Origin of the sequence: Nocardioides carbamazepini (assembly GCF_024614185.1) — a bacterium.
GTDB lineage: Bacteria > Actinomycetota > Actinomycetes > Propionibacteriales > Nocardioidaceae > Nocardioides > Nocardioides carbamazepini.
On the sequence record NZ_JAHTLF010000003.1, the window covers coordinates 107,360 to 132,211 of the forward strand.

Below are 24,852 nucleotides of genomic sequence, written 5' to 3' on the forward strand. Positions count from 1 at the left end.
TCACTGGGCGACCAGCACCGCCTCCACCTGCTGCTCCACCGACGGCGTCAGTGCGTCGGCGCCGGTGGCGATCTCGACCCACTCGATCCGGCCGGTGAACCGGTACCCGTCGCGGGTGCCGTAGTCGTCGGTGACGGGCGTGCCGCGGTCGATGCCGACATCGAGGGTCTGGTCCATCGAGAACATGCCGGGCAGCGAGCGCTCCAGCCGGCCGTGGCCGACCTCCGCCCCGTCGAGCACGAGGGTGATGTCGGCGCCCTTGCCGAGCCCGCCGCCGTCGTACGCGAACCGGAGCTCGGCGACGTGCTCGCCCTCGGTGAGCGCCACCGTCGCGCGGACGTGGGTCCAGTCGACCGCCGCGTAGCTGTAGGCCCAGGTCAGCGCGCCGTCCTTCACATAGAGCGACCAGCCGCCGAAGTAGCCGCCCTGCGCGACGAGCACCCCGTGCGTCGAGGGCCCGCCGGTGAAGGAGGCGCGGACCAGGTGGGAGGCGTTGCGCACGATCGGTACGGCGTCGTCGCGCAGCCGTCCCGACGTCGGGCCGAGCACGATCGACTCCGGGGGAGCGGGCCGGCTTCCGGCGGAGCGGGCGAAGACCAGCTTGTCGTCCATCGGCAGCACGTGGTTGCGTCGGGCCTCGGCCAGGAAGAGTGCCTGCAGCTCGGCCAGCCGCTCGGGCTGCTCCGCCGCGAGGTCGCGGGCCTGGGTCCAGTCGGTCGTGGTGTCGTACAGCTCCCAGCGGTCGTCCTCGAAGCGCGGCGTCTGCGCGAACCGCGGGTGCCACGGCGCCTTGTGGGCGGCGACCGCGGTCCAGCCCTCGTGGTAGATCCCGCGGTTGCCGAACATCTCGAAGTACTGCGTGGTGTGCCGCTCCGCCGCCTCGGGGGCGTCGAAGGAGTACGCGAACGACACCCCGTCGAGGGGGGCCTGCTCGACGCCGTCGATCGTCTCCGGCACCGGTACGCCGGCCACCTCGAGCAGCGTGGGCAGCACGTCGTTGACGTGGTGCCACTGGTGCCGCACCTCGCCACGCGCCCGGATCCCACGGGGCCAGTGCACGACCAGGCCGTTGCGGGTGCCGCCGTAGTGGGAGGCGACCTGCTTGGTCCACTGGTACGGAGTGTCCATCGCGACCGCCCAGCCCGCGGGGTAGTGCGCGTAGGTGTCCGGGCCGCCCAGCTCGCCCGGGCGCTCCTCGATGAAGCGTGCGATCCGCTCCGGGTCCTCGTCGATCCCGTTGAAGTGCAGGCCCTCGTTGAGCGTGCCGGCGTCGCCGCCCTCGGCCGAGGCCCCGTTGTCGCCGAGGATGTAGAGCACGATCGTGTTGTCCAGCTCGCCACGCTCGCGGAGCGCCTCGACCACCCGCCCCACCTGGGCGTCGGTGTGCTCCGCGAACGCGGCGTACAGCTCCATGAGCTGCTGCCCGGTCTCGCGCTCGAGGTCGGAGACCTCGTCCCAGCGGGGGACACCGGGCGTCCAGGGCGCCAGCTCCGCGTCGGGAGGTACGACGCCCAGCTGCTTCTGCCGCTCGAGGGTGATCTCGCGCTGGCGGTCCCAGCCGTGCGTGAACTCCCCGCGATAGCGGTCCCGCCACGACTCCGGGACCTGGAAGGGCGCATGGGTGGCGCCGAACGCGAGATAGCAGAGCCACGGCTTGTCGGGCGCGTGCCGGCGCACGTCGCCGGTCCAGGCGATCGCGCGGTCGGCCAGATCCTCCGAGAGGTGGTAGCCCTCGGCGGCGGTGCGGGGCGGGTCGACGAAGGTGGTGCCGTCGACGAGGGTCGGCTCGAACTGGCTGGCCTCGCCGCCGAGGAAGCCGTAGAAGCTGTCGAAGCCCTCGCCGGTCGGCCAGCGGTCGAACGGACCGGCCGCGGTCTGCTCCCACGGCGGCGTCTGGTGCCACTTGCCGAAGGCGCCGGTGCTGTAGCCGTTGCCGCGCAGGATCTGCGCGAGGGTCCCCGCGCTGCGCGGTCGCTGGCCGTCGTACCCGGGGGCGCCGGTGGAGATCTCCATGACGGTGCCGACGCCGACGGCGTGGTGGTTGCGGCCGGTCATCAGGGCCGCGCGGGTGGGGGAGCACAGTGCGGTCGTGTGGAAGCGGGTGTAGCGCAGGCCGTCCTCGGCGAGCTCCTCGGCGACCGGCGTCCGGCACGGCCCGCCGAAGACGGACGGCGCGCCGAAGCCCATGTCGTCGAGGAGGACGACGAGGACGTTCGGCGCACCCTCGGGGGCGTGCAGCCGCTCGGGCAGCGGCAGCGGCGCGACCTGGTCGCGGGCGTCCAGCTCGGCCTTGAAGGCCGGGCGGTCCTGATGGAAGGGCAGGTGGGTGCGGGTGTCGGTCATCGGGGCTCCGTTCGGGAGGGGGTCGGGAGGGAGTTGCCGCACCGGAAGCCGATGTTGGCGGAGGCCGAGTCGGGGGTGTTGCCGGTGCGGGCGGCGACGCGATAGCGGTTGCAGTAGGAGTCGTGGCACAGGTACGAGCCGCCGCGCATGACGCGGTGGGTGCCGTGGTCGGGGCCGCGCGGGTCCCGGGCCGGGGAGGCGGCGTAGTAGGTCGGGTCGAACCAGTCGGCGCACCACTCCCACACGTTGCCGACCGTCTGGAACAGCCCGTACCCGTTGGGCCGGTAGGACTTCGCGGGCGCCGTGGTGAGGTGGCCGTCATCGAGCGTGTTGGCCACCGGGAAGTCGCCCTGCCACACGTTGAGCCGCCAGGCACCGCCGTCGTGCAGCTCGTCGCCCCACGGGAACCGGCGCGCGGCCAGCCCGCCGCGAGCGGCGTACTCCCACTCGGCCTCGGTGAGCAGACGCTTGCCCGCCCAGCGGCAGTAGGCCTGTGCGTCGTTCCAGGTGACGTGGACGACCGGGTGGTGCGGCAGGTCGCCGATCGAGGAGCGCGGTCCGGCCGGGTGCCGCCAGTCCGCGCCCTTCACCGCGACCCACCACGGCGTGGTGTCCAGTCGGTGCAGCACGTCGGCCCGGGCCGCCTCGACGGCCAGGTGGAAGACCGCGGACACGCCGAGCCGCTCTGCCTCGGTGACGTAGCCGGTCGTCTTCGCGAAGCGTCCGAAGGCCGCGTTGGTCACCGCCGTCTCGTCCACGAGGTACGGCGCCAGGGCGACCTCGTGCACCGGACCCTCCCCGTCGCCCGGGGCGCCGTCCCCGAAGTGGTCGCCCATCGCGAAGCTGCCGCCGGGGACGGGCTGCTGGCCTCGGGTGTCGCGGTGGGGTGCGGGTTCATCACGGGATGTAGGCGAATCGGAGCCTCCCGTGCGGAGTTCCACCAGGGAAGTGCCGGTCGGACTACATCCCGTGGTGAATCTGCCGCCCCCAGCGCAGCAGGCGCCACTCACGACGCCAGCTCCCGGACCCGGCGCCCGCGGCGGGCCGGATCGGGCACGGGCACCGCGTCGAGCAGCCGGCGGGTGTAGTCCGCCTCGGGCCGGGCGAAGACGGTGCCGACCGGCCCGGTCTCGACCAGCTCGCCGCCGCGGAGCACCGCGACCCGGTCGGCCACCTGGTGCACGACGGCGAGGTCGTGGCTGATGAACAGGCAGGCGAACCCGAGCCGCTCCTGGAGGTCGCGGAAGAGCTCGAGGACCCGCGCCTGCACCGACACGTCCAGGGCACTGGTGGGCTCGTCGGCGACCAGCAGCGTGGGCTCCAGGGCCAGGGCGCGGGCCAGCGCGATCCGCTGTCGCTGGCCGCCGGAGAGCTCGCGCGGCCGCCGCGCGGCGTACGACGCCGGGAGCTGGACCGCGTCGAGCAGCTCGGCCACGCGGGCGTCCCGTTCGGCCGGCGTGCCGACGCGATGGATGTCCAGCGGCTCGCGGATGCTCGCGCCCACCGCGTAGCGCGGGTCGAGGGAGGCCTCGGGGTCCTGGTGCACGAACGCCAGGCCGCGCCGCAGGTGGCGGCGCTCCGCGCGCGGGGCGGCGAGGACGTCCTCGCCCTGCAACAGCACCCGGCCCTCGGCGAGCGGCACCAGGCCCGCGGCCAGCCGGCCCAGGGTGGTCTTGCCCGAGCCGGACTCGCCGACCAGGCCGACCACCTCACCGGGCGCCACCCGCAGCGAGACGTCGGTGACCGCGGGGAAGGCGCGGCCGCGCCGGCGCGACCCGTAGTGCACGTGGACGCCCCGGAACTCGACCGCCGGCACGTCCGGGGCCGGCACGTCCGGGCCCGGCACGTCCGGGCCCGGCACGTCCGAAGCGGGAGCGGAAGGCAGGAGAGCCGAGGGCTCGACGACGCTGTCGAGCTCGGGCAGCCGCAGCACGGAGGCGAGCAGCGTCTTCGTGTACGGCTCCCGGGGGTTCGCGAACAGCGTGCGGGTCTCGCCCTCCTCGACGACGTTGCCGGCCTGGAGGACGACGACCCGGTCGGCGATCTCCGCGACCACGCCCATGTTGTGGGTGATCAGCACGATCGCGGTGCCGGTCCGCTCCCGGATCCGGTCGAGCAGCCGCAGGATCTCGGCCTGCACCGTCACGTCGAGTGCCGTGGTGGGTTCGTCGGCGAGCAGCACCTCCGGCTCGTTCGCGAGGGCGAGGGCGAGGACGACGCGCTGCTTCTGGCCCCCGGAGAGCTGGTGGGGATAGGACCCGAGGCGACGCTCGGGCTCGGGGATCTCCACGGCGCGCAGCAGCTCGACCGCTCGCTCCGCAGCGGCCCTCCGGGACTTCAGGCCGTGCGCGCGCAGGGCCTCGCGCAGCTGCCAGCCGATCGTGCGCACCGGGTTGAGGGCGGTCTGCGGCTCCTGGAAGACCATCGCGATCCGCCGCCCCCTGATCCGGTTGAGGTCGGTCTCGGGGAGGCCGAGGAGCTCCTCGCCGTCGTACCGGATCGAGCCGGCGGCCCGCGCGCCCGGCGGCAGCAGGCCCAGGACGGCGCGCGCGGTCATCGACTTGCCGGAGCCGGACTCGCCCACCAGAGCGAGGATCTCGCCCCGGCGCAGGCTGACCGACACGTCCTCGACCGCGGGCCGCGGCTGGGCGAAGGAGATGGCGAGGTGCTCGATCGCGAGCACCGTCTCGGTGGGGTGGAGGTCAAGCACGGCGGGCCTCCGAGAGCGACTGGGAGATGAGCAGGAGCCCGAGGACCAGCGCGACCACGACGGCGAGCGGGCCCACGGCGAAGAAGGGGGCGTCGTGCAGCAGCCGGACGCCGTCCTTGATGAGCGAGCCGAGGGACGGGTTCGGCGGCCGCACGCCCAGGCCGAGGAAGCTCATCGCTCCCTCGATGAACACCGCGACCGACATCGACACGGCGAGCTGGACGGTCAGTGGCTCCAGCGAGTTGGGCAGCACGTGCTTGCGCAGCACCCACAGCGGGCCGGCACCGACGACCTGCGATGCCTCCACGAACGGCATCTCGCGCACCGTGCGTACCGCGGTGCGCACCAGCCGGCCGAAGACTGGGATCTCCAGCGCGACGATCACGATGCCGACCGTCAGCAGGCCGGGGCCGAAGAAGGCGGTCAGCAGGATGCCGAGGATGAGGGCCGGGAAGGCGAGCAGCAGGTCGAAGGCCCGCTGCGCGACAACGTCGGTGACCGACCACCAGCTGGTGACCAGGCCGAGCAGGACGCCGAGAGCGGCACCGACCGGCACCGCCGCGAAGACGACGACCAGGTCGGCCCGGATGCCGTAGAGCGTGCGGGACAGGATGTCCCGGTTGAGCTCGTCGGTGCCGAGCCAGTGCCCCGTGGACGGCCCCACCAGGTTGGCGCCCGTGACCTGCTCCGTCGCGCCGTACGGCGCGAGCAGCGGACCGAGTACGCCGAGCAGCACCACCGCGCCGACGAGCACGAGGCCCGCCAGGCCGCGGCCGTGGCGCAGCGCGTGCAGCAGCCCGGGCCGCCGGGTGGGTGCGGGATCGCCGGGGACCGGCCCGACGGGAACCGGGACGAGCGGTTCGGCGACGGCGATGTCGGTCATCAGGAGACTCCGTTCAGCCGGACACGCGGGTCGAGCCACGCGTGGATGAGGTCGCCGGCGAGCTGGGTCAGCACGAACACGACCACCGAGAGCAGCAACAGGACCTGCACGACCGGGTAGTCGCGCGCCGAGATCCCCTGCTCGATGAGCCGCCCCAGTCCAGGCCAGGCGAAGACCGCCTCGACCAGGATCGCGCCGCCGAGCAGGGTGCCGAACTGGATGCCCAGCACCGTGACCGACGACGGCAGCGCGTTGCGCAGCGCCTGGGTGAGCACGATCCGGCGCCGCGGGATGCCGAGCGCCCGGGCCGTGGTCACGTACGGCTGCTGCAGCTGGGTGCGCAGCGCCTCGGTCAGGAAGCGGGTCAGCGCCGCCCACGCCGGGAGCGCGAGGGCCAGGCCCGGCAGGAGGAGGTACTGGAAGGCGATGTCGGGGTGGGTGAAGAACCCGCCCGGCGGCGTACCTCCGGCCGGCAGGACCGGGAAGCGCACCGCGAACACCAGCACCAGCACCAGCGCCGTCGCGAAGGTCGGCACCGCGACCGCGGCCGTGTTGAGAGCGGACAGCAGCGAGTTCAGCCACCGCCTGTCCCACACGACCGCGGCGGTGCTGGTGACCAGGGCGCCGACCGAGGCGAGCACCAGCGCGAACAGCGTCAGCACCACGGTGTTGAGCGCGCCGTCGGCGATCAGGCTGCCCACGTCGCCGCCCAGCTTGTACGACGGGCCGAGGTCCAGTCGCGCGAGGTCGCCGAGCCAGTGCGCGTACTGGCTCCAGAACGGCCGGTCCAGCCCGAGCTCCGCGCGGATGGCCGCGCGTGAGGCGGGCGTGGCGTCCGGCCCGGCGAGCACCGAGACCGGGTCGCCGGGCACCAGGCGGATCAGGGCGAAGATCCCGATCGACGCGAGCACCGTCACCAGCAGGGCCGAGCCCAGCCGGTGGAGCAGGTAGCGGATCATCGCGGACTCACCTCGTCAGGTAGCTGTCGTAGAACAGCGGCTCGCCACGCTTGGTCTGTCCGACGTCGTGGACCTCGGTGCTGCTCGCGTCCTGCGGGAGCGTGATCGCGATCTCCAGCAGGAACGAGCCCTCGAGCAGCTGCTCGTTGAGCGCCGCATAGTCGGCGGGGTCGACCGCGCCCGGCTTCTGCTGCCACACGCCCTCCGCCGCCTCCTTGTACTCCGGGTCGACGTAGAGCGAGGCGTTGTGATCGGCGTTGAAGGGGTACGCCGACACGGCGAGGGTCGACGGCGTGTAGTGCGCGTAGCCGTGGCTGAGGATCCACAGCGCGGGGAACTTCGCGCCGATCAGCTGCTGGATCACGCTGGCCTGCTCCTGCGGGTCGAGCTCGACCTCGATGCCCACCTTCGCCAGGTCCGCCTGCACGATCTGCGCGATGGCCCCGTAGATCGGGTTCTCCGAGGGATAGGTCAGCGGCAGCTTCGGGATCGCGACGCCGTCGGCCTTCGCCTCGTCGACGAGCGCCTTCGCCTGGTCGAGGTCGAACTCGTAGGTGGCGTCGGCCTCCTCGTCGTACGCCGGCGAGTAGTCCGGCCACGGCAGGCTGATCGGGATGGCGGCGCCGCGGAAGACCTCGTCGACCACGCGCCGGCGGTCCAGGGCGTAGGCGATGGCCCGGCGGACCCGTACGTCGGAGAGCGCCGGGTTGGTCACATTCGTGCCGACGTACACCTGACCCTCGGCGCCGTTCCACTGGTTGACGTGGAACCGGTCCTCCTTGCCGAGGCTCTCGAAGTCGCGGTACGACGCGCCGAGGATCAGGTCGAGCTGGTGGGCGCGGAGCTGGGAGACCTGGGCCTGCGGGTCCGGGATGACGCTGACGTCGATGCCGTCCAGGGCCGGCTTGCCGCGCCAGTAGTCGTCGTTGCGCTTGAAGCTGATCTTCGCGCCCGGGCTCCAGCTGTCGAACGTGAACGGGCCGGTGCCGACGAACGCCTTGCCCTCGCGGAGCTGGTCGATCGACTCCGCGTCGATGATCGGCAGCATGTCGAGCAGGTCGAAGACGTTGCTCAGCGGGTGCGCGAAGGTCAGCGTGATCGCGTGCTCGTCGCTGGTGTCGAAGCCGGTGATCGCGGCGGCGGTGCGCTGCAGCTGCACCGTCCAGACCGGGTCGGCCCAGGTCTTGATGCTGAACTCCACGTCCTTGCTCGTGAAGGGCCGGCCGGAATGGAAGGTCACGTCGTCGCGCAGCTGCAGGCTCAGCCGGGTGCCGTCCTCCGACAGCTCCCACGACGTCGCCAGCGACGGCTGCGGCTCGAGCTCGTCGAGCGGGTAGTCGATGAGCGAGTCGTAGACGCTGCCGATCAGCAGGTTGATGGAGTCGCTGGAGTTCGTGAAGATCCGCGCCGGGATGATGTCGTTGAGGGCGCCGACGCGCAGGGTGCCGCCCTCCTGACGCTCGCCGGAGCTGGTCTTCAGCTCGTCCACGGCGGAGGAGCACGCGGCGGCCGCCACCAGGGTGGACGTGGCGATGAGCGCGGCGGCCACGCGCCGGACCTGTCGGGGTCGCCGGAGTCGCCGGACTCGTCGGGGTCGTCGGCGGGGACGGGCGGGGACGGCAGGGGACACGGGTGTTCCTTTCGCAGGGTGATGCGGGAGGTCCGAGAGGGGTGGGATGGTCAGGCGCCGCGGCGGCGTCGACACGCGCCGTCCGCCTCGACGCACGCGAGTGGGTCGTCGAGAACGGGACCGAGGGCGACGGTGCAGGCACTGATCGCCTGGATGTCGCTGCCGAAGCGCGTGAACGAGACGGGGACCGGCCGCTCGAGGGCGGAGTGCGCCTCGTAGGCCGCGACGATCACGTCGAGCAGGCCGGGGTCGCCGGTGAAGGCCTGCCCGACCAGCACCACCTGATCGGGGGAGAGCATGTCGCGCACCGAGCCGGCCGTCGCGCCGAGGGTGCGCGCTCGCTCCACGTCGGGGAGTACGTCGATGGCGGCGGCCAGGCAGCCGGACCGGCCGCACGGGCACGGGACGTCCGCACCGGTGGGGAAGTGGGCGAGGCTCGCGGCCCGGGTGACGTCGGTCTGCACGCCCCGGTCGACCGCGACCGACCAGCCGAAGGTGTCCCGGGCGTAGAGATAGAGGGTCAGCCCGCCGGCGTCCGCGGCGCGGTCGGGGTGGCCGGCGCGGTGGCTGTCGCCCTGGCTTTCGCGGTGGCTGTCCCGGCGGTTGTCGCGGCGGTGCAGGAACTCCGCTGCCGCGACCGCCGAGATGTGGTCGCCGGTGCGGACCGGGAGCCCGGTCAGCTCGTGCAGCTCGGCCTCACGCTCGGTCGGGACCAGCCCGATCTCCCGCCAGGGCGCGACCAGCCCGGCCGCGAGCGGGACCCGCCCCGGGTGGGAGCCGAGCAGCGTGGCGGCCTCCCGGCTGAGCTGCTCGAGGTCGGGCTCGGTGCCGAGCGGACGGCGTACCGTCTGCGAGGCGAGGACCCGGCCGGTGAGGTCGCCGAGCGCGACCGTCGCGATCCGGCGGCCGACGTGGACGCCGATGGTGACGTAGTGGTCGGTGTCGATCTCGACGGGGACTCCGGGGCGGCCGGTGACGCCGGGACGGGCGAGGTCGGGGCGCTCGCGCAGCAGGCCGCGCTCGACCAGCAGGGCAGCGGTGCGGCCGACGGTCGCGATGCTCAGCCCGGTGGCCGCGGCGATCTCGTCGCGGGAGGCGCGGCCCGCGGCCCGGACCTGCTCGAGCACCTGGGTCGCGGTCGAGCTGAACCGGCCGCGGGACACGGTGATGATCGGCGAGCGCGTCACGCCGTACCTCCTCGTCCCCGGTCGTCTCGACCTGCAATGTCTACCAACCTACTTGACAAACTCTAGATCACGACGGTGCCTGCGACGCAAGCCGAGCCCGCGATCCGGGCGGGTTCGGCTCACGGTGAGCGAAAGCCTTGTCCGGTGGGGGTTTCCTCCCCACCGTTGGGCCTCGTCCCGATTCCCAGCGACCCGAAGGACCACCCATGACCATCAGCCTCGACCGCGAGAACGCCGCGCCCACCGCCGCGCCCACGAGGATCGGTGTGAGCAAGCTGGGCAGCCGGATCGGCGCCCGCATCGACGGCGTCCGCCTCGGCGGCGACCTCGCACCGGAGACCGTCGCCGAGATCCGCAAGGCCCTCAACGAGCACAAGGTCGTCTTCTTCCGCGGCCAGGACCACCTCGACGATGCCGGCCAGATCGCCTTCGGCGAGCGGCTCGGGCCGCTGACCACCGCGCACCCGACCGTCAACACGGGCAGCGCGCGGGTGCTCGCGCTCAAGGCCACCCAGGGCATGGCCGCCAACTCCTGGCACACCGACGTGACCTTCGTCGACCGGGTGCCGGCGTTCTCGATCCTGCGCGGCGTCACGATCCCGGAGTACGGCGGCAGCACCGTCTGGGCCAACACGGCGACGGCGTACGAGACACTCCCGCCGCAGCTCAAGGCGCTCGTCGACGACCTGTGGGCGGTGCACACCAACGACTACGACTACGCCAACCACTACACCGAGGAGGGCGAGGCGAACTCCCAGTTCAGCCGCGCCGAGTTCGCCTCGACCGTCTACCAGACCGAGCACCCGGTGGTCCGGATCCACCCGGAGACCGGCGAGCGCGCACTGCTCCTGGGCCACTTCGTGAAGAACTTCGTCGGCTTCAACGCCAAGGAGTCGGCCGTCCTCTACAACCTGCTCCAGGACCGCGTCACCAAGCTGGAGAACACCGTCCGCTGGGCGTGGCAGGCCGGCGACGTCGCGATCTGGGACAACCGCGCCACCCAGCACTACGCGGTCGCTGACTTCGACACCCAGCTGCGCGAGGTCCGCCGGATCACCGTGCAGGGCCCCGTGCCGGTGTCGATCGACGGCCGCGAGAGCCGCGTCCTGGAGGGCTCGGCCGACGTCTACAACCGGCTCGACGAGCTGATCAGCTGAATGTCACCGGTCGGCACGCGGGCGTAGCGTCGGCGGCATGACTCCTGCCGCGCTGCTCACCGATGCCCTCTCCCGCGTGCTCGAGACCGTCGAGGCCGTCCTCGACGGTCTCGGCGACGACGTCCTCGTCGAGCGCCCGGGTCCGGACGCCAACACCATCGCCTGGTTGGTGTGGCACCTGACCCGGGTGCAGGACGACCACATCGCCGATGTCGCCGGGACCGGCCAGGTCTGGACCGACGACAGGTACGCCGAGCGCTTCGACCTCCCGTTCGACCCGCACGACATCGGCTACGGCCACACCACCGAGCAGGTCGGCCAGGTCCGCGCCGCCGCCGGCCCGTTGCTGGACTACTACCGCGCCACCCATGCCCGCACCCTGGCCTTCGTCGACACCGTGACGCCCGACGACCTCGACCGGGTCGTCGACACCCGCTGGGACCCGCCCGTCACCCTCGGCGTCCGGCTGGTCAGCGTCGTCAACGACTGCACGCAGCACGCCGGCCAGGCGGCGTACGTGCGGGGACTGCTGGGCGGCGACCGGACGTGAGCCGCCTGTTGGCCTCGATCGACGAGCTCGAGTCGGGACGGAGCGGCGGAGGTCAGTAACACGCCGTCCACCCGACTGGTCGCCGGTTCTCCGCACGACACGCCGGCGAATCAGCGCTTTCCCCGCTGACAACCGCCGGGTAGTCGGGTGCGCGGCGTGTCACAGCACCGCGCCGGGAAGCGGACCGTCAGAGCTCGGCCACCAGCTCCCGCACGATCTCGCCCGCCGGCCGCGCCTGCGCGCTCCGCCAGCCCGTCCCCGCCCACAGGTGCAGCCGGTGCGGGTCGCCCGCGCGTCCGGCGGCGCGGCGCAGGTCGCGGGTCAGGTGGTGCAGCTCCGGATAGCCGTACGGCGCCGCGGCGTGGTGCCGCTCGACGAACCCGTTGCGCAACGCCCGGGCCGGCCGTCCTGTGAAGCAGTGGGTGACCACGGTGCTGTCGAAACCGGGATCCGCCAGCGCGGCGCGGTGGGTGGCGCTCGTGCCCGCCTCGGTGGCGCGGAGCAGGAGGGTGCCGACCGCGACCGCCTCGGCGCCCGCCGCCAGCAGCGCGCGTACGGCGCCCGGCCCGTCGACCCCGCCGGCGGCGACGAGCGGCAGCCGGGTCGCCGCGGCCACGGCGCGCACGACGTCCGCGGTGTCAGTGTCGGTCGCGACCTCGGGGATCGGGCGACGCGGGTCGAAGGTGCCACTGTGCCCGCCGGCCGCAGGCCCTTGGACGATGAGCCCGTCGACCCCGGCCTCCTCGGCGGCGCGCGCCTCGTCGGGCGTGGTCACCGTCGCCAGCACCCGGGAGCCCGCGGCCCGCAGGGCGGCGATGTCGGCGCGATCGGGCAGCCCGAAGGTCAGCGACACCACGGGCACGGGACGCGCCACCAGCAGGGCGATCTTCTCGCGCCAGGCGTCGTCGTCGTGCCGCGGCTCGGCGAGGAGGTCCACGCCCAGCGCCTCGGCCTCACCCCGGATCGTGGTGGCGTACGCGCGATAGGTGTCGGGCGCGATCGCCCCGGGCTGCGGCACGAACAGATTGACCCCGAACGGCTGCCCGGTTCCGTGGGCGGCCGCGAGGTCGGCCTCGAACGCCTCGGCCGACAGGTAGCCCGCCGGCAGGAAGGCGAACCCGCCGGCACGGGTCACAGCCGTGGCGAGGGGCAGGGAGGAGGGCCCGCCGGCCATGGGCGCCGCGGCGAGGGGGAGGGTGGAGTCGAGCAGGGGCACGGCTCCAGCATCCCTCAGGCCCGGGTGGACGTGATCCGGTAGCGCGCTCGTGGGTGGCCTCGTCGTAGAGGTTCATCCCCGCTGGCGCGGGGCGGACTCGCCGTCGCCGACCACCTCGAGGTAGACGTGGGGCTCATCCCCGCTGGCGCGGGGCGGACAGCTTCAGGGGCAGTGAGGCGGCAAGGACCACGGGTTCATCCCCGCTGGCGCGGGGCGGACGCCTTGTTGTTCTCGATGACGAGGGCGCGGGCCGGCTCATCCCCGCTGGCGCGGGGGCGGACCACTGGCTCGACCACCCACGCTCGGCCGCGACGGTTCATCCCCGCTGGCGCGGGGCGGACACACCGTACCCACCGCGGTCGGAGGCCACGCGGGGCTCATCCCCGCTGGCGCGGGGCGGACAAGCTCCGCAGCCCGCGAGGGATGCACGGATGGGGCTCATCCCCGCTGGCGCGAGGCGGACAAGGAGTACCCGTACGAGATCTCCGTCGGCCAGGGCTCATCCCTGCTGGCGCGGGGTGGACTCTCGGAGTCTGGCGGGGGCGACAACGGCGTTGCGCTCATCCCGCTGGCGCGGGGCGGACACGCGCGACACCCCCCGAGCCTGTCTGGCGTGGGGCTCATCCCCGCTGGCGCGGGGCGGACCTCAACGCTAGGAGCCCGCCGGCCCCGGCCACGGGCTCATCCCCGCTGGCGCGGGGCGAACTCGCCCGCCGTGGTGATCCCGATGAGCAGCGCGGGCTCATCCCGCTGGCGCGGGGCGGACTCCGCAAGCTGCTCGAAGCGAAGGACTGCTTCGGGCTCATCCTCGCTGGCGCGGGGCGGACCCCGAGGACACAGTCGTCGTTCCGGCGATCCCAGGGCTCATCCCCGCTGGCGCGGGGCGGACGACGGCCAGATCGTGGTGCCGGACCTGTCGGTGGGCTCATCCCCGCTGGCGCGGGGCGGACAAGGTGTAGCGGCGCGTCAGGACGCCGGGCTGGGGCTCATCCCCGCTGGCGCGGGGCGGACCGAGGAGGGGGCGAGGGAGTCGACGCCGTTGGGGCTCATCCCCGCTGGCGCGGGGCGGACATCCTCGGCCTGCACCCCGCCACCGAGCCGGAGGGCTCATCCCCGCTGGCGCGGGGCGGACCTGACCGAGCGACCCGGCCCGGACGACCACCCGGGCTCATCCCCGCTGGCGCGGGGCGGACTCGAACGCGCGCTCGGTGGAGTCGCCGGCGCGGGGCTCATCCCCGCTGGCGCGGGGCGGACCTGGTGCGAGTTGGCGACGTGCTCGCGGGTCTGGGCTCATCCCCGCTGGCGCGGGGCGGACCGCTTGACGACCGAGGTGTCGATCATCTCCAGGGGCTCATCCCCGCTGGCGCGGGGCGGACCCGATCATGACTGCTGACGAGGGCCGTACCCAGGGCTCATCCCCGCTGGCGCGGGGCGGACCTGTGCCGGCGCTGCCGAAGTTCCGTGCCGCTGCCCTCATCCCCGCTGGCGCGGGGCGGACATCTCGGACAGGTCGTGCGTCCCGGTCGGCGCGGGCTCATCCCCGCTGGCGCGGGGCGGACGGGCTCTCAGGCGAGGCGGAGCCCCTGTGCCGGGGCTCATCCCCGCTGGCGCGGGGCGGACATGTCGAAGTCGATCGAACCGACGCCAGCGCTGGGCTCATCCCCGCTGGCGCGGGGCGGACATGACCGACTCCAACGCCGAGTTCGTCGACGAGGGCTCATCCCCGCTGGCGCGGGGCGGACAAGCTCGAGCTGGCCCGCGCTGACTGCCGGTCCGGCTCATCCCCGCTGGCGCGGGGCGGACCGTGGTGTCCTGTCGTGGACCCGAGTGGGCGACGGCTCATCCCCGCTGGCGCGGGGCGGACCCACGGCGGTCGACGGCGTCGCCCTCGACGATGGGCTCATCCCCGCTGGCGCGGGGCGGACCGTCCGAGCTGGGTGAGCGCCTGCGGTGCGTTGGGCTCATCCCCGCTGGCGCGGGGCGGACGCGCACCGGACCAGCGACGGCGTGGTCGGGACCGGCTCATCCCCGCTGGCGCGGGGCGGACCGTCGCTCCGGCTCGACGCGGCTGATGTGGTAGGGCTCATCCCCGCTGGCGCGGGGCGGACGGCAGCAGTCCGGCGACCAGGGTCACGGCCCGGGCTCATCCCCGCTGGCGCGGGGCGGACGGCTTCTGGTAGACGCCATTGAGGAACGACCAGGGCTCATCCCCGCTGGCGTGGGGCGGACGCCGTCGCGAGCGCATCGTCGGCCCGCTTCCCGGGCTCATCCCCGCTGGCGCGGGGCGGACGCTCGGTCAGCGACTACTCGCTGGATCACGCGGGGCTCATCCCCGCTGGCGCGGGGCGGACTTCGGGGAGCCGTAGTCGAGGAGGGGCCAACCGTGGCTCATCCCCGCTGGCGCGGGGCGGACCCCAACGCACACGACCAGTGGCCGCTCAAGGCAGGCTCATCCCCGCTGGCGCGGGGCGGACGACGCACGACCAGGAGACGAGTTCTACGACCTGGGCTCATCCCCGCTGGCGCGGGGCGGACGCTCGACCGGCGGGGGGTCTGATGTTCTGGGCGGGCTCATCCCCGCTGGCGCGGGGCGGACCGGTCGGCCTGGGAGATGCACAGCGGGTCGATGGGCTCATCCCCGCTGGCGCGGGGCGGACTCGTAGGCCCGGGCCTCCTCGACCGGCGACAGGGGCTCATCCCCGCTGGCGCGGGGCGGACCAGCACGACGTCGGGGAAGTGGAGCTCGCACAGGGCTCATCCCCGCTGGCGCGGGGCGGACATCCGTCGCGACGCCGGCCTCACGCAGGCGCAGGGCTCATCCCCGCTGGCGCGGGGCGGACGTGCGGCTGATCTTCCCCGACGTGATCCACGGGGGCTCATCCCCGCTGGCGCGGGGCGGACCGTGCACGGCGGCCGACCCGCGGCTGCTCCGGGGGCTCATCCCCGCTGGCGCGGGGCGGACGTTCGATGCCGGGCAGCGTGCAGCGTGACCGCGGGCTCATCCCCGCTGGCGCGGGGCGGACACCGTGGATGTCGTCGGTACGGCGGTCGATCTGGGCTCATCCCCGCTGGCGCGGGGCGGACGTGGTCGCGTTGATCGCGTGGGAGACGAACCCGGGCTCATCCCCGCTGGCGCGGGGCGGACGTCCCGGTCCAGCCGCGGTCGTAGGCCGTGAAGGGCTCATCCCCGCTGGCGCGGGGCGGACGAATTCGCCACCGACGGCGACAAGTTGCTCAGGGGCTCATCCCCGCTGGCGCGGGGCGGACCTGCGGAAGATGCGGCGCCGCTGGTTCGGCCCGGGCTCATCCCCGCTGGCGCGGGGCGGACTTGCTGGCGGGGTTGATGGATTTGTTTGTGACGGGCTCATCCCCGCTGGCGCGGGGCGGACGGCCGGTGTTCATCGGTGACGACTGTGGCGCGGGGCTCATCCCCGCTGGCGCGGGGCGGACGGCCGGTGTTCATCGGTGACGACTGTGGCGCGGGGCTCATCCCCGCTGGCGCGGGGCGGACTCCGGCGCGGGCTTCGGGTTCGGCTCGGACGCCGGCTCATCCCCGCTGGCGCGGGGCGGACACCCTTCCGCGGATCCTGTGCCAGACCCAGCAGGGCTCATCCCCGCTGGCGCGGGGCGGACACCCTTCCGCGGATCCTGTGCCAGACCCAGCAGGGCTCATCCCCGCTGGCGCGGGGCGGACCACAAGGGCTGCCACTGCCTCGCCTCGCCCGTGGGCTCATCCCCGCTGGCGCGGGGCGGACTACCGCCTCGCGACGCTCGACTACTCGCCGTTGGGCTCATCCCTGCTGGCGCGGGGCGGACGGCTGCTGCCGGCCGCGAAGCACGCGGGACAGGGGCTCATCCCCGCTGGCCCGGGGCGGACCGGGAACGGTCGGGGGAGCCACGGGCGGAACGGGGCTCATCCCCGCTGGCGCGGGGCGGACATCCCCCGGATATGCCTCTCGATGTCGACGGGGGGCTCATCCCCGCTGGCGCGGGGCGGACCGACAGTGGGCGGCCGATGCCGCCTGGCGACCGGGCTCATCCCCGCTGGCGCGGGGCGGACGCAGTGCGGGGCGGGACGGTGATCGTGTAGCGGGGCTCATCCCGGCTGGCGCGGGGCGGACCCCGCGAACGCCACCTCACTCCGGCTCTTCCCGGGCTCATCCCCGCTGGCGCGGGGCGGACGCCGGCCGATAGAAGGCAGTTCGGCGAGTCGGGGGCTCATCCCCGCTGGCGCGGGGCGGACGCGGAGCAGTCGCTCGGCGCGACCCAGACCGTGGGCTCATCCCCGCTGGCGCGGGGCGGACTGCGATCGCGGCCTAGCTGACGTCGTGGAGAGGGGCTCATCCCCGCTGGCGCGGGGCGGACTGCGATCGCGGCCTAGCTGACGTCGTGGAGAGGGGCTCATCCCCGCTGGCGCGGGGCGGACTCGCAGTCGCCGACCACCTCGAGGTAGACGTGGGGCCCATCCCCGCTGGCGCCGGCCGGCTCATCCCCGCTGGTGCGGGGCGGCCACACCGCGCGGCGAACCCGCGTCGTGGGCTACGGGCTCATCCCCGCTGGCGCGGGGCGGACACCCGGATCAACACGCACACCGTGGCCGGTGCGGGCTCATCCCCGCTGGCGCGGGGCGGACCTCAAGAAGATGGTCCGCGACTGGTGGGGTCCGGGCTCATCCCCGCTGGCGCGGGGCGGACAGGCTTCGGCGAGGAGCGCGACTGCATCTGGTGGGCTCATCCCCGCTGGCGCGGGGCGGACCGCACGGCGAAGTGGCAGCACGCCTTCGACTCGGGCTCATCCCCGCTGGCGCGGGGCGGACGGGCAGGCGATGTCGCAGGCCCAGCAGGCGCTGGGCTCATCCCCGCTGGCGCGGGGCGGACACGCACGCGGCCCACACGTCGAGGGCCTTGCGGGGCTCATCCCCGCTGGCGCGGGGCGGACGTCACCGCGGCGACCGGCAAGGAACAGGCCAAGGGCTCATCCCCGCTGGCGCGGGGCGGACGGCGACATCGGGGACGGTCAGCGGGAGGTCGAGGGCTCATCCCCGCTGGCGCGGGGCGGACGCACTTCGACGTCACCATCGACGAGCTGATGACGGCTCATCCCCGCTGGCGCGGGGCGGACCTCACCGACCCCGTCGAGCCGAACGGCGGCTCGGGCTCATCCCCGCTGGCGCGGGGCGGACGAACATCAGATCACCCCTTCGAGGACCGATGCGGGCTCATCCCCGCTGGCGCGGGGCGGACAACATGTAGATGTTCGGATGCTTGATCGCGTAGGGCTCATCCCCGCTGGCGCGGGGCGGACGCCGCCGTAGATCGACGGGCGTGCGGCGCCGAGGGCTCATCCCCGCTGGCGCGGGGCGGACGCCATCGGTCAGCAGGGACCGCACGATCTGGAGGGCTCATCCCCGCTGGCGCGGGGCGGACGACCCCAGGCTCGCGCGCGCGGACGTGAAGCAGGGCTCATCCCCGCTGGCGCGGGGCGGACGACCGGAAGTTCTACGACTTCCCCAACGAGGGGGGCTCATCCCCGCTGGCGCGGGGCGGACTACACCCCGCCGACCGTGATGATCGACGAGGCGGGCTCATCCCCGCTGGCGCGGGGCGGACAACACCCCCGGTGGTGTCGAGGCGTCCGGAGCGGGCTCATCCCCGCTGGCGCGGGGCGGACGGCGGCGCAGCTCCTCGCGGATGTCGTCGAGCTCGTCGAGCAGGGCTCATCCCCGCTGGCGCGGGGCGGACGAGGCGCCCGAGGATGAGGACTCGTGCGGCGGGGGCTCATCCCCGCTGGCGCGGGGCGGACACGCACCGGTCGAGGTGCCCGAGGGGATGACGGGGCTCATCCCCGCTGGCGCGGGGCGGACTGACGCCACATCTTCGACCCGGACTCTGACCGCGGCTCATCCCCGCTGGCGCGGGGCGGACCTCGGGGCGGTACTCGGCGCAGGGGACGGTGTCGGGCTCATCCCCGCTGGCGCGGGGCGGACACTTGCTGACCTGCGAAGATACCCGCCGCGATGCTGGTTCGAATTCACTTTCGCCGACGTGCCCGCCTGGCCCGAGCAACGCTGCTCCATCCGGGCCTGAGCTCCGGCTGACTACCGGGCTCCTGCGGCCGGAGCATGAGGGACAAGCCGTCGACGTCGACCACTTTCCAGTCGTGGCGATGCACGCGGAAGGACATGCCTTGCTCGGCGTCCGAGCTGAAGACCATGATCGCCCGGCCGTCCTTGCACAGTTCGAGCACCCGGCCCCACATCAGGTCGCGGACCCGGGCGGAGATCTTTCCGACGAACACGCCGGGACTCACCTCAAGGAGCCACCGAGTCAGATGGCCCCGAAGGCCGGCGGGACAGGCGGTGAGGACGAGAACTACCACGGCACGTCAACGTCGTACGACGTTCCGCCGGCCACGTTTCGAGAGCCGCCGTCCCACAGCTGGACCACGTTCCAGTCCTGTCCGTCGTCGTCCGCGTCGGGCAGAAGCAGACGGCGGATGTCGCGGCTACAACGAGCCAGGATCCGCCCGTCCTGGACGGCGTCGCGAACCGCGCGGCGGGTCTCGCCGGGGATGTCCTCGGGGTTGTCGGCGGCGACGTCGAAGGCGACCGGGATGGCGATCTCGGCCTTGTAGAGGTCCGCGATGTCGAAGACGAAGGAGCGGGCGTGACCGTTGTGGACGAAGCCCAAGCCCGGAGAGCAGCCGAGCGCGACGATCACGGCGTGGCTGATGCCGTACAGGCACGTGGTCGCCGCCGACAGCGCCTGGTTGACCGCCGAGCCGCCGGCGAAGTCCTTCACGTCGTAGTCCCGCTTGCTCCAAGGGACTCCGGTGCGCTCGGAGTGCTCGCGGTAGAGCGCGCGGACCCGGGCACCTTCGCGGCCGCGTAGCTGCTGCATGGTGGAGGTCGACACGTCCTCGTCCGGGAAGCGCATGCCGTACATGGCGCGAGCGACACGCAGGCGCGAGGATTGATTGGTGACGGCCGCGGCCTGTGCCTCCAGGAGGCGGGACGATTGGGCTAGTCCGCGGCCGTGGGCGTAGTAGCGCACGCCACGCTCACCGATCCACACCGCGGTGGCACCGCTCTCCGCGAGCAGCACCATTGCTTGGTGGCTGACGTTGGTGCCCGGCCCGAGCAGCAGGGCGCCGAGTGTCGCCGCCGGAATGTGCATCGTCCCGCGCTCGTCCATCGCGGTGATCGCGTTGCCCTCGCGGTGGATCACGCATCGTTCGAGATAGACGAAGCTCAACCGGTCCTGCGCCCGTACGAGTTCCGAGATGTCGACCGGCGCCGGCCCGGGGATCTCCTTCACGGCCGCGGTGCCAGCGTCAGGAGACCGCAGCCATAGCCCTTGGCTCTCCCCAGGCCGTGCCGCATGGAGCGTCGGAGGGGTTCCGGATCCGAGACGGTCAAGGTGCCCTCGTACGTCGCTGTGGTCAGCGTGATCTGTCGCCGGTCGCCGTCGCTGCGCCGCTCGAAGGAAAGACCGCGGCGCGACACGACATCCGCTGTGAGGGGGCCATCCCGGCCGCCGATGTCGAACCCCCATTCGGAGCTGCGCTCAACCAGCCACTCGAGCTGGTGCTGCACCGTGACGTGGCCGACCCGCTTCCCGCGCCCTGATCCCTGCGCGACGCTCCGTACCGGATTGGCGGTGAGCCGGAAGGCCCAGCCCTGCCCGGTCTCCAGCCGGTCGGTGAGCCGCGACAGCGGAGCCGACTGCCAATGGTCCTGTCCGGTCGGCCAGCCGGCCTGCTCGACCATGTGGGCCAGGTCCGGCTTTGCCGGGCTGGAGATCAGCAGCGTGAGCTCGTGCGTCCTGCCGACGTCCAGGCGCCAGAGCACTCGGCCGCTCTCCGTCTCGGTCGGCGTGCCGGGCGGGAAGGCGGACAGCACGGCGGCATGCATCTTCTGGGGTGAGCCGACCAGCGAGCGCGTGCCCCGCCGGGCAGGGTTGAGGTACATCCGGGTGAGGTACATCAGGCCCCTCCGAGCGCCGCGAAGAAGTCGAGATCGGATCGTCCCTCCGGGTTGGCGATCTCGACCGGCCGAGCACGGTGCACGTCGCGCCAGCCGTACTCGCGTCGTACGGGCGAGAAGCTGATCGGTACGTCGCGCACAGTCTCGGTGTCCGGCTCCCCAGGATCCGCATCGAGGACCAGCTCCAGGTGGACCGTTCTGCCTTGCTGACGGCGATACCAGGGACGCGCCAGCCAGTCGGCCGTTCTCAGTGCCTTCTCGAGACCGGTCTCGTGCAGTCCGAGGCTGACGCCGTGCTCGGAGGGAGGGCAGGCGCGTCGTCCCAGGTAGAGCGGAAAGACCGGCGCCTCAATTGCCGCTGCCAGCCCCTCCAGCAGACTCCGGTCGCCCTCGACGCCGGCGATGAAGGCCGCGTCCGCCAGGTAGTAGCGGTACGACAACGGCATCGGTTCCGGCTTCCCCGGGCCACGCCGGATCGCGGTCTGGAAGTCGCGCACCAGGCGTCCCCGCTGGTCGACGCGTACGCCGAATCGCAGCTCCGCCAGGTCCTCGATCGGATCAGTACGCCGGCGCCCCTGCGCCGCCGCAAGCAGCCCGATCACTCCGCTCTTCGTCGGCTCGGTGCGGGTGTGCCTCTTGACGAAGCGGCTCGCGTCCCCCCACGCCTGCAGGGGGCCGTCGAGCCGGAGCAGCAGGACGGTCACCCGATCGTCTCCAGCACGGCCCGGGCGCGCTCCTTGACCGCCGACACCAGCGGGTCGAGCCCCAGCACCTCACCCGTCGAGCCCAAGACCTCGCGGACCGACCCGTTGACCGCCAGCACGAAGCTGTCGGACGGCGCCATGCCGTAGCACTCGTCGATCTCCTGGGCACGGGTCGCGAGTCGCTCGGCGGACAGGGTGGAGATCGACCGGTCACTGTCGGGGCGCACCGGCTCCTCGAATGCGCCGACCAGGTTGATCGGTCGGCCGTCGCGAAGCTGGACCACGACGGCGTCGGGCAGGGTGCCGTTGGCGAAGGTGTTCTGCTTGCCGGTCGGCATGCTCACCACGAAGGACCGGATGAAGGCCTCGGCGGCGCGCGACTCGAGCTCGAGATCACCGAGGTTCTCGTGCAGCTGGTCGAGGTTGATCGTCGCGTAGCGGTACAGCGTGCTCGAGTTGAACTCGATCACACCGATCATCCCCGCCGCGGGATCTCCTTCGGTGTTCCTGTCATCGACGGCGGTGTAGTAGTCGTACTCCGACTCCACCGCGTGGGTGCTCAGCGCGTGCGCGACCTGGACGGCGGCGTCGACGTTGATGGACGCGTCGTCGGCGACCATCCGGCCGAAGAGGGCGACCTCGATGCCGTTGTCGAGCTGGATCGCCTTCTTCGCGGCGGTCTTGTCGATGGCGCCGCTCCGGCCCTCGACCGCCAGCCGGGCGAGGTTCTGGACCTGCTGGTTGCTGACGAACAGCAGGTACTCGCTCAGGTCGAGCTGGTCGTCTCCCTCCTCGCCCTTCTTCTTGCGCGCCGCCTTGAACTTGATGCCGGCCGCTCCCATCACGTTCTTCGCCAGCTCGATCGCCTCGGTCTGCTCGATCGAGTCGTCGATGGCTCGGATCTGCTCGATCAGGTCGGCGATGATCCGGCGCGTGCGGACACCACGCTCGGCGTCCGGCAGGTAACGGGCGAAGTCCTTCCGGGTGGCGCGCTTCCAGGCCTGGGAGCTGACCCGGGCTCGGGTGAAGCCGCCGAAGATCCCCGTCTTCGGCCGGCCGGTGTCGTCACGGTTGATATTGCTCGACGGGACCGTCTGGAGCACGTGGATGTCGATGAAGGTGGTCATGCGTCGTTCTCTCCTGCGGTCGTGGCGGTCGTGGCGGTCGTGGCGGTCGGGACTGGCGGGTCGTCGGTGGCGGTGGACGGGATGGGTCGATGGAAGTCGCGGCTCCAGCGTTCGCGGGCGCGGTGGATGCGGCCGGGGTGCTGGACGTCCTGCAGATCGACCGCGAGCTGTGCGTAGTCGAGGGGGATCTCCGCAGCGCGCAGCTGCGTCACGAGCGCGCGGAGATGCTCGAGGACCGCGTCGAAGGAGCCGGCCCGGACGAGTGCTTGCATGTGGCGTCGTACGCCGTCGGACTCGTTGCGCAGCATCAGCGTGTGTGCGGCGCGGCCGAGGCGGTGCTTGTCGTCGCGTCGATGCATCGACTGCTTGCGCTTCGACTGCTGGTGCAACGCGAAGAACGAGAGCGCCGAGGTGGCTGCCAATTCGTAGGTTGAGGGGGCATCGCCGCCCCCGCGCAACTCTTCAGGGAAGTCGCGGGCCAGGATCTCCCACGCCTCGGGAGGGGTGATCCCACCGCGGGGAAGCGCCCGGCGCAGGCGGGCGAGTTCGGCGACGACACTGCCGCGGTCGGCCTCGTAGCCCTTCCGGAGGCGAGCAGCCTGAGCCTGCACGAACCGTTCGAGCAGCGCACTCCTCTCGCTCCAGATGCTCGGTGGGGGCGTCTCGGTCATGACGTCGCTCCTTCTGCGGGCTGCCGGGTGAGCGGCAGCGCCTTGGCAAGGTTGAGGTAGAACCAGTTGGTCGCGGTCGCGGCGTTGAGCGGGCGGCGTACGTCGTTGTCGATGAGCACGCCCGGCCAGGCGGCGGCGCTGACACTGTCGAGCAACTGACGCATCACGGCGATCACCTCCCGGCGGACCCGCCGCTGCCAGGCTTCCCGAGCAGCACCGCGGTCGGTGTCGACGGAGAGCGTCCGCACCCAGCCGCGGTACGGGGCGTCGAGCGCGGCGTACCCCTGCTCGCGGGCCTCAGCGCGATGACTGCCGCGCAGCTCACGATCCGCTCCGGACGCGCGGGCCAGTTCGTCGGCGAACTGGCCGAGCGCTCGAACCGCCGCGTCGACGTCGTCGACCCCGTTGATGGCGAGGGCCTTGAGCCGGGGGTCGGACAGGACGGCGAGGTTGAGTGGCAAGACGTCGTCGGTGAGGTCGTCGATGACGGAGCTCTGGGCGCCGTAGTGCACGCCCACGGCACGGAGCTGGAGTGGGTACGACGACGGCAGGATGTCCTCCTCCAGCTCGGCGAGCCATTCCAGCCATCGGCCCGACTGGGTGACGGCGCCCCGGTCGGTCCCGGTCAGCAAGCCGGCGAGACCCCTCCACACCGCACGCTCGGGCAGATGCTCGCGAGGCATGAAGATCGGGTCGGCACTCTTCTGTGCCTTCTCCTGGGCCTCGCTACGGCGCCAGCTCGTCATCGTCTCGGCCCGGAACAGGTTGCGCGGGTGCAGGGGATCACCGTTGGCGATGAGGACGCCGGTCACCCGCTCACCGTCGTGCCCGAGACAGATTCTCCGGCTCTGCCAGGTGAGCAGGTCGACCGGGCCGGTGGGCGCTTGTGGCCGGACTTCGACGCCCGGTCCCTGTGGCGGGCGCTCCCACACCGGCAGGTCGTCCTCGGTCCAGGAGGGATCGAACGGGAGGTTGAGCATCAGTGTCTCGAACAGGTTGGCTCCCTCCACGATGACCAGGCCGAGCCAGCCGCACCACGCGGTGCCGATCGGATACCCCTTGCCGCCCTTGACCCGGTCGTCGCCGACGGCCCCGGACTTGATGCCGGAGGGGTCGAAGGAGTGTGCGTGGACGAGCCAGCGTGCCGCCTCGGCGTAGGACATAGATCCGGTCTCGCGGCCGGTGCGGGTGGTGAAGTAGCGATGACCGGCCGGTACGTCGGCGATGAGACGCGTCAGCTCGGTCATCTCGTCCTTCGCCGTGTGCAGCCCGGCCACCTGGAAGAACGGGAGCTCCGGGTGGAGCAGATCGAAACGCTCCGCGTGCCGGCCGAGGTAGTCGTCGATCACGGCTGCGTCGAACCGCCCGTTGCCCCAGAGGACGGCCCAGTCGTCCGGAGTCCTGCCTCCCGGGTACGCGCGTCTCAGCACGGCGAGGAGGAGGCGGAGCACGGCGACGGCCTGCGTCGGCACCTCTCCACCGAGACGCCGGAACTCGTGGGAGCGGACGAGCGCGTCGCGCAAGGAGACGTCGCGCACAGCGTTGTCCGCGTCGGCGACGGTGACCCACGCGGCGTTGATCAGGTCGAATCCGGGGGCTCCGGTGCTGTCCGCCATGCGCGCAGCCTCGCGTGGGGACAGGCCGACCTGCGTCGGTTCGGGTAAGCCGGAGGGGCAGAACCTGGCATGTTGTCAGCCGCGTGATAGGAGTTGGCGAACCATCCCTACACGT

At 72.7% G+C, this 24,852-nt stretch carries 17 protein-coding genes and 1 CRISPR repeat array; of the genes, 2 read left to right on the forward strand and 15 right to left on the reverse strand.

Going from position 1 to position 24,852, the window contains the following annotated elements; translation table 11 throughout:
* From KVF89_RS01115 to KVF89_RS01145, 7 genes are all read right to left on the reverse strand, one after another.
* Window positions 1-2,343 (reverse strand): arylsulfatase, encoded by a 2,343-nt coding sequence (locus tag KVF89_RS01115; protein ID WP_257422655.1) that lies wholly within the window; start codon window positions 2,341-2,343, stop codon window positions 1-3.
* Complete coding sequence (locus KVF89_RS01120) at window positions 2,340-3,179, reverse strand: formylglycine-generating enzyme family protein (RefSeq protein WP_443689991.1); 840 nt, start codon at window positions 3,177-3,179, stop codon at window positions 2,340-2,342. Before KVF89_RS01120 ends, KVF89_RS01115 begins: the two co-directional genes overlap by 4 nt.
* A 170-nt stretch (window positions 3,180-3,349) precedes the next feature.
* Entirely contained in the window at window positions 3,350-5,053 is a 1,704-nt protein-coding gene (locus KVF89_RS30290) for a dipeptide ABC transporter ATP-binding protein (protein WP_257422657.1), read from the reverse strand.
* On the reverse strand, window positions 5,046-5,936 hold the full coding sequence (locus KVF89_RS01130) for an ABC transporter permease (RefSeq protein ID WP_257422658.1): 891 nt from the start codon (window positions 5,934-5,936) through the stop codon (window positions 5,046-5,048). Before KVF89_RS01130 ends, KVF89_RS30290 begins: the two co-directional genes overlap by 8 nt.
* Window positions 5,936-6,895: an ABC transporter permease gene (locus KVF89_RS01135; protein ID WP_257422659.1), complete on the reverse strand. Its 960-nt coding sequence runs from the start codon at window positions 6,893-6,895 to the stop codon at window positions 5,936-5,938. The genes KVF89_RS01130 and KVF89_RS01135 overlap by 1 nt, the downstream gene beginning before the upstream one ends.
* 7 nt (window positions 6,896-6,902) lie before the next feature.
* Window positions 6,903-8,444: an ABC transporter substrate-binding protein gene (locus KVF89_RS01140; RefSeq protein ID WP_257422660.1), complete on the reverse strand. Its 1,542-nt coding sequence runs from the start codon at window positions 8,442-8,444 to the stop codon at window positions 6,903-6,905.
* A gap of 131 nt (window positions 8,445-8,575) precedes the next feature.
* Window positions 8,576-9,712, reverse strand: a complete 1,137-nt coding sequence (locus KVF89_RS01145) for a helix-turn-helix domain-containing protein (RefSeq protein WP_257422661.1) — start codon at window positions 9,710-9,712, stop codon at window positions 8,576-8,578.
* Between the two features lie 206 nt (window positions 9,713-9,918).
* Here KVF89_RS01145 and KVF89_RS01150 point away from each other — a divergent pair, with 206 nt between their 5' ends.
* A complete protein-coding gene (locus KVF89_RS01150) occupies window positions 9,919-10,869 on the forward strand; it encodes a TauD/TfdA dioxygenase family protein (protein WP_257422662.1) in 951 nt (316 codons plus the stop codon).
* A gap of 37 nt (window positions 10,870-10,906) precedes the next feature.
* Window positions 10,907-11,419: a mycothiol transferase gene (locus KVF89_RS01155; RefSeq protein WP_257422663.1), complete on the forward strand. Its 513-nt coding sequence runs from the start codon at window positions 10,907-10,909 to the stop codon at window positions 11,417-11,419.
* Between the two features lie 187 nt (window positions 11,420-11,606).
* On the opposite strand, the gene KVF89_RS01160 is transcribed toward KVF89_RS01155, so the two are convergent.
* The 8 genes from KVF89_RS01160 to casA form a co-directional block, all read right to left on the reverse strand.
* A complete protein-coding gene (locus tag KVF89_RS01160; protein WP_257422664.1) occupies window positions 11,607-12,635 on the reverse strand; it encodes an NAD(P)H-dependent flavin oxidoreductase in 1,029 nt (342 codons plus the stop codon).
* A gap of 798 nt (window positions 12,636-13,433) precedes the next feature.
* Window positions 13,434-18,621: a CRISPR direct-repeat array (repeat unit 29 nt; unit sequence GGGCTCATCCCCGCTGGCGCGGGGCGGAC).
* 44 nt (window positions 18,622-18,665) lie between these two features.
* Window positions 18,666-19,013 carry a type I-E CRISPR-associated endoribonuclease Cas2e gene (gene cas2e, locus KVF89_RS01165; protein WP_257422665.1) on the reverse strand — a complete coding sequence of 116 codons (348 nt, stop codon included), beginning with the start codon at window positions 19,011-19,013 and terminating at the stop codon, window positions 18,666-18,668.
* Complete coding sequence (gene cas1e / locus KVF89_RS01170; RefSeq protein WP_257422666.1) at window positions 19,007-19,951, reverse strand: type I-E CRISPR-associated endonuclease Cas1e; 945 nt, start codon at window positions 19,949-19,951, stop codon at window positions 19,007-19,009. The genes cas2e and cas1e overlap by 7 nt, the downstream gene beginning before the upstream one ends.
* On the reverse strand, window positions 19,948-20,619 hold the full coding sequence (gene cas6e / locus KVF89_RS01175) for a type I-E CRISPR-associated protein Cas6/Cse3/CasE (protein WP_257422667.1): 672 nt from the start codon (window positions 20,617-20,619) through the stop codon (window positions 19,948-19,950). The genes cas1e and cas6e overlap by 4 nt, the downstream gene beginning before the upstream one ends.
* Window positions 20,619-21,323, reverse strand: a complete 705-nt coding sequence (gene cas5e, locus KVF89_RS01180) for a type I-E CRISPR-associated protein Cas5/CasD (RefSeq protein WP_257422668.1) — start codon at window positions 21,321-21,323, stop codon at window positions 20,619-20,621. Before cas5e ends, cas6e begins: the two co-directional genes overlap by 1 nt.
* Window positions 21,320-22,450, reverse strand: a complete 1,131-nt coding sequence (gene cas7e / locus KVF89_RS01185; RefSeq protein ID WP_257422669.1) for a type I-E CRISPR-associated protein Cas7/Cse4/CasC — start codon at window positions 22,448-22,450, stop codon at window positions 21,320-21,322. The genes cas5e and cas7e overlap by 4 nt, the downstream gene beginning before the upstream one ends.
* The gene (gene casB, locus KVF89_RS01190) at window positions 22,447-23,121 is read right to left on the reverse strand and encodes a type I-E CRISPR-associated protein Cse2/CasB (RefSeq protein WP_257422670.1); all 675 of its coding nucleotides are present in this window, start codon (window positions 23,119-23,121) and stop codon (window positions 22,447-22,449) included. Before casB ends, cas7e begins: the two co-directional genes overlap by 4 nt.
* Window positions 23,118-24,737 carry a type I-E CRISPR-associated protein Cse1/CasA gene (gene casA / locus KVF89_RS01195; protein ID WP_257422671.1) on the reverse strand — a complete coding sequence of 540 codons (1,620 nt, stop codon included), beginning with the start codon at window positions 24,735-24,737 and terminating at the stop codon, window positions 23,118-23,120. The genes casB and casA overlap by 4 nt, the downstream gene beginning before the upstream one ends.
* Between the last annotated feature and the right edge of the window lie 115 nt (window positions 24,738-24,852).

Bases quoted from the DNA above. Each gene is read 5' to 3' on its own strand.
- KVF89_RS01115 (WP_257422655.1), bottom strand. From the start codon at position 2,343: ATGACCGACACCCGCACCCACCTGCCCTTCCATCAGGACCGCCCGGCC.
- KVF89_RS01120 (WP_443689991.1), bottom strand. From the start codon at position 3,179: ATGGGCGACCACTTCGGGGACGGCGCCCCGGGCGACGGGGAGGGTCCG.
- KVF89_RS01130 (WP_257422658.1), bottom strand. From the start codon at position 5,936: ATGACCGACATCGCCGTCGCCGAACCGCTCGTCCCGGTTCCCGTCGGG.
- KVF89_RS01135 (WP_257422659.1), bottom strand. From the start codon at position 6,895: ATGATCCGCTACCTGCTCCACCGGCTGGGCTCGGCCCTGCTGGTGACG.
- KVF89_RS01150 (WP_257422662.1), top strand. From the start codon at position 9,919: ATGACCATCAGCCTCGACCGCGAGAACGCCGCGCCCACCGCCGCGCCC.
- KVF89_RS01155 (WP_257422663.1), top strand. From the start codon at position 10,907: ATGACTCCTGCCGCGCTGCTCACCGATGCCCTCTCCCGCGTGCTCGAG.
- cas6e (WP_257422667.1), bottom strand. From the start codon at position 20,619: ATGTACCTCACCCGGATGTACCTCAACCCTGCCCGGCGGGGCACGCGC.
- cas7e (WP_257422669.1), bottom strand. From the start codon at position 22,450: ATGACCACCTTCATCGACATCCACGTGCTCCAGACGGTCCCGTCGAGC.
- casB (WP_257422670.1), bottom strand. From the start codon at position 23,121: ATGACCGAGACGCCCCCACCGAGCATCTGGAGCGAGAGGAGTGCGCTG.
- casA (WP_257422671.1), bottom strand. From the start codon at position 24,737: ATGGCGGACAGCACCGGAGCCCCCGGATTCGACCTGATCAACGCCGCG.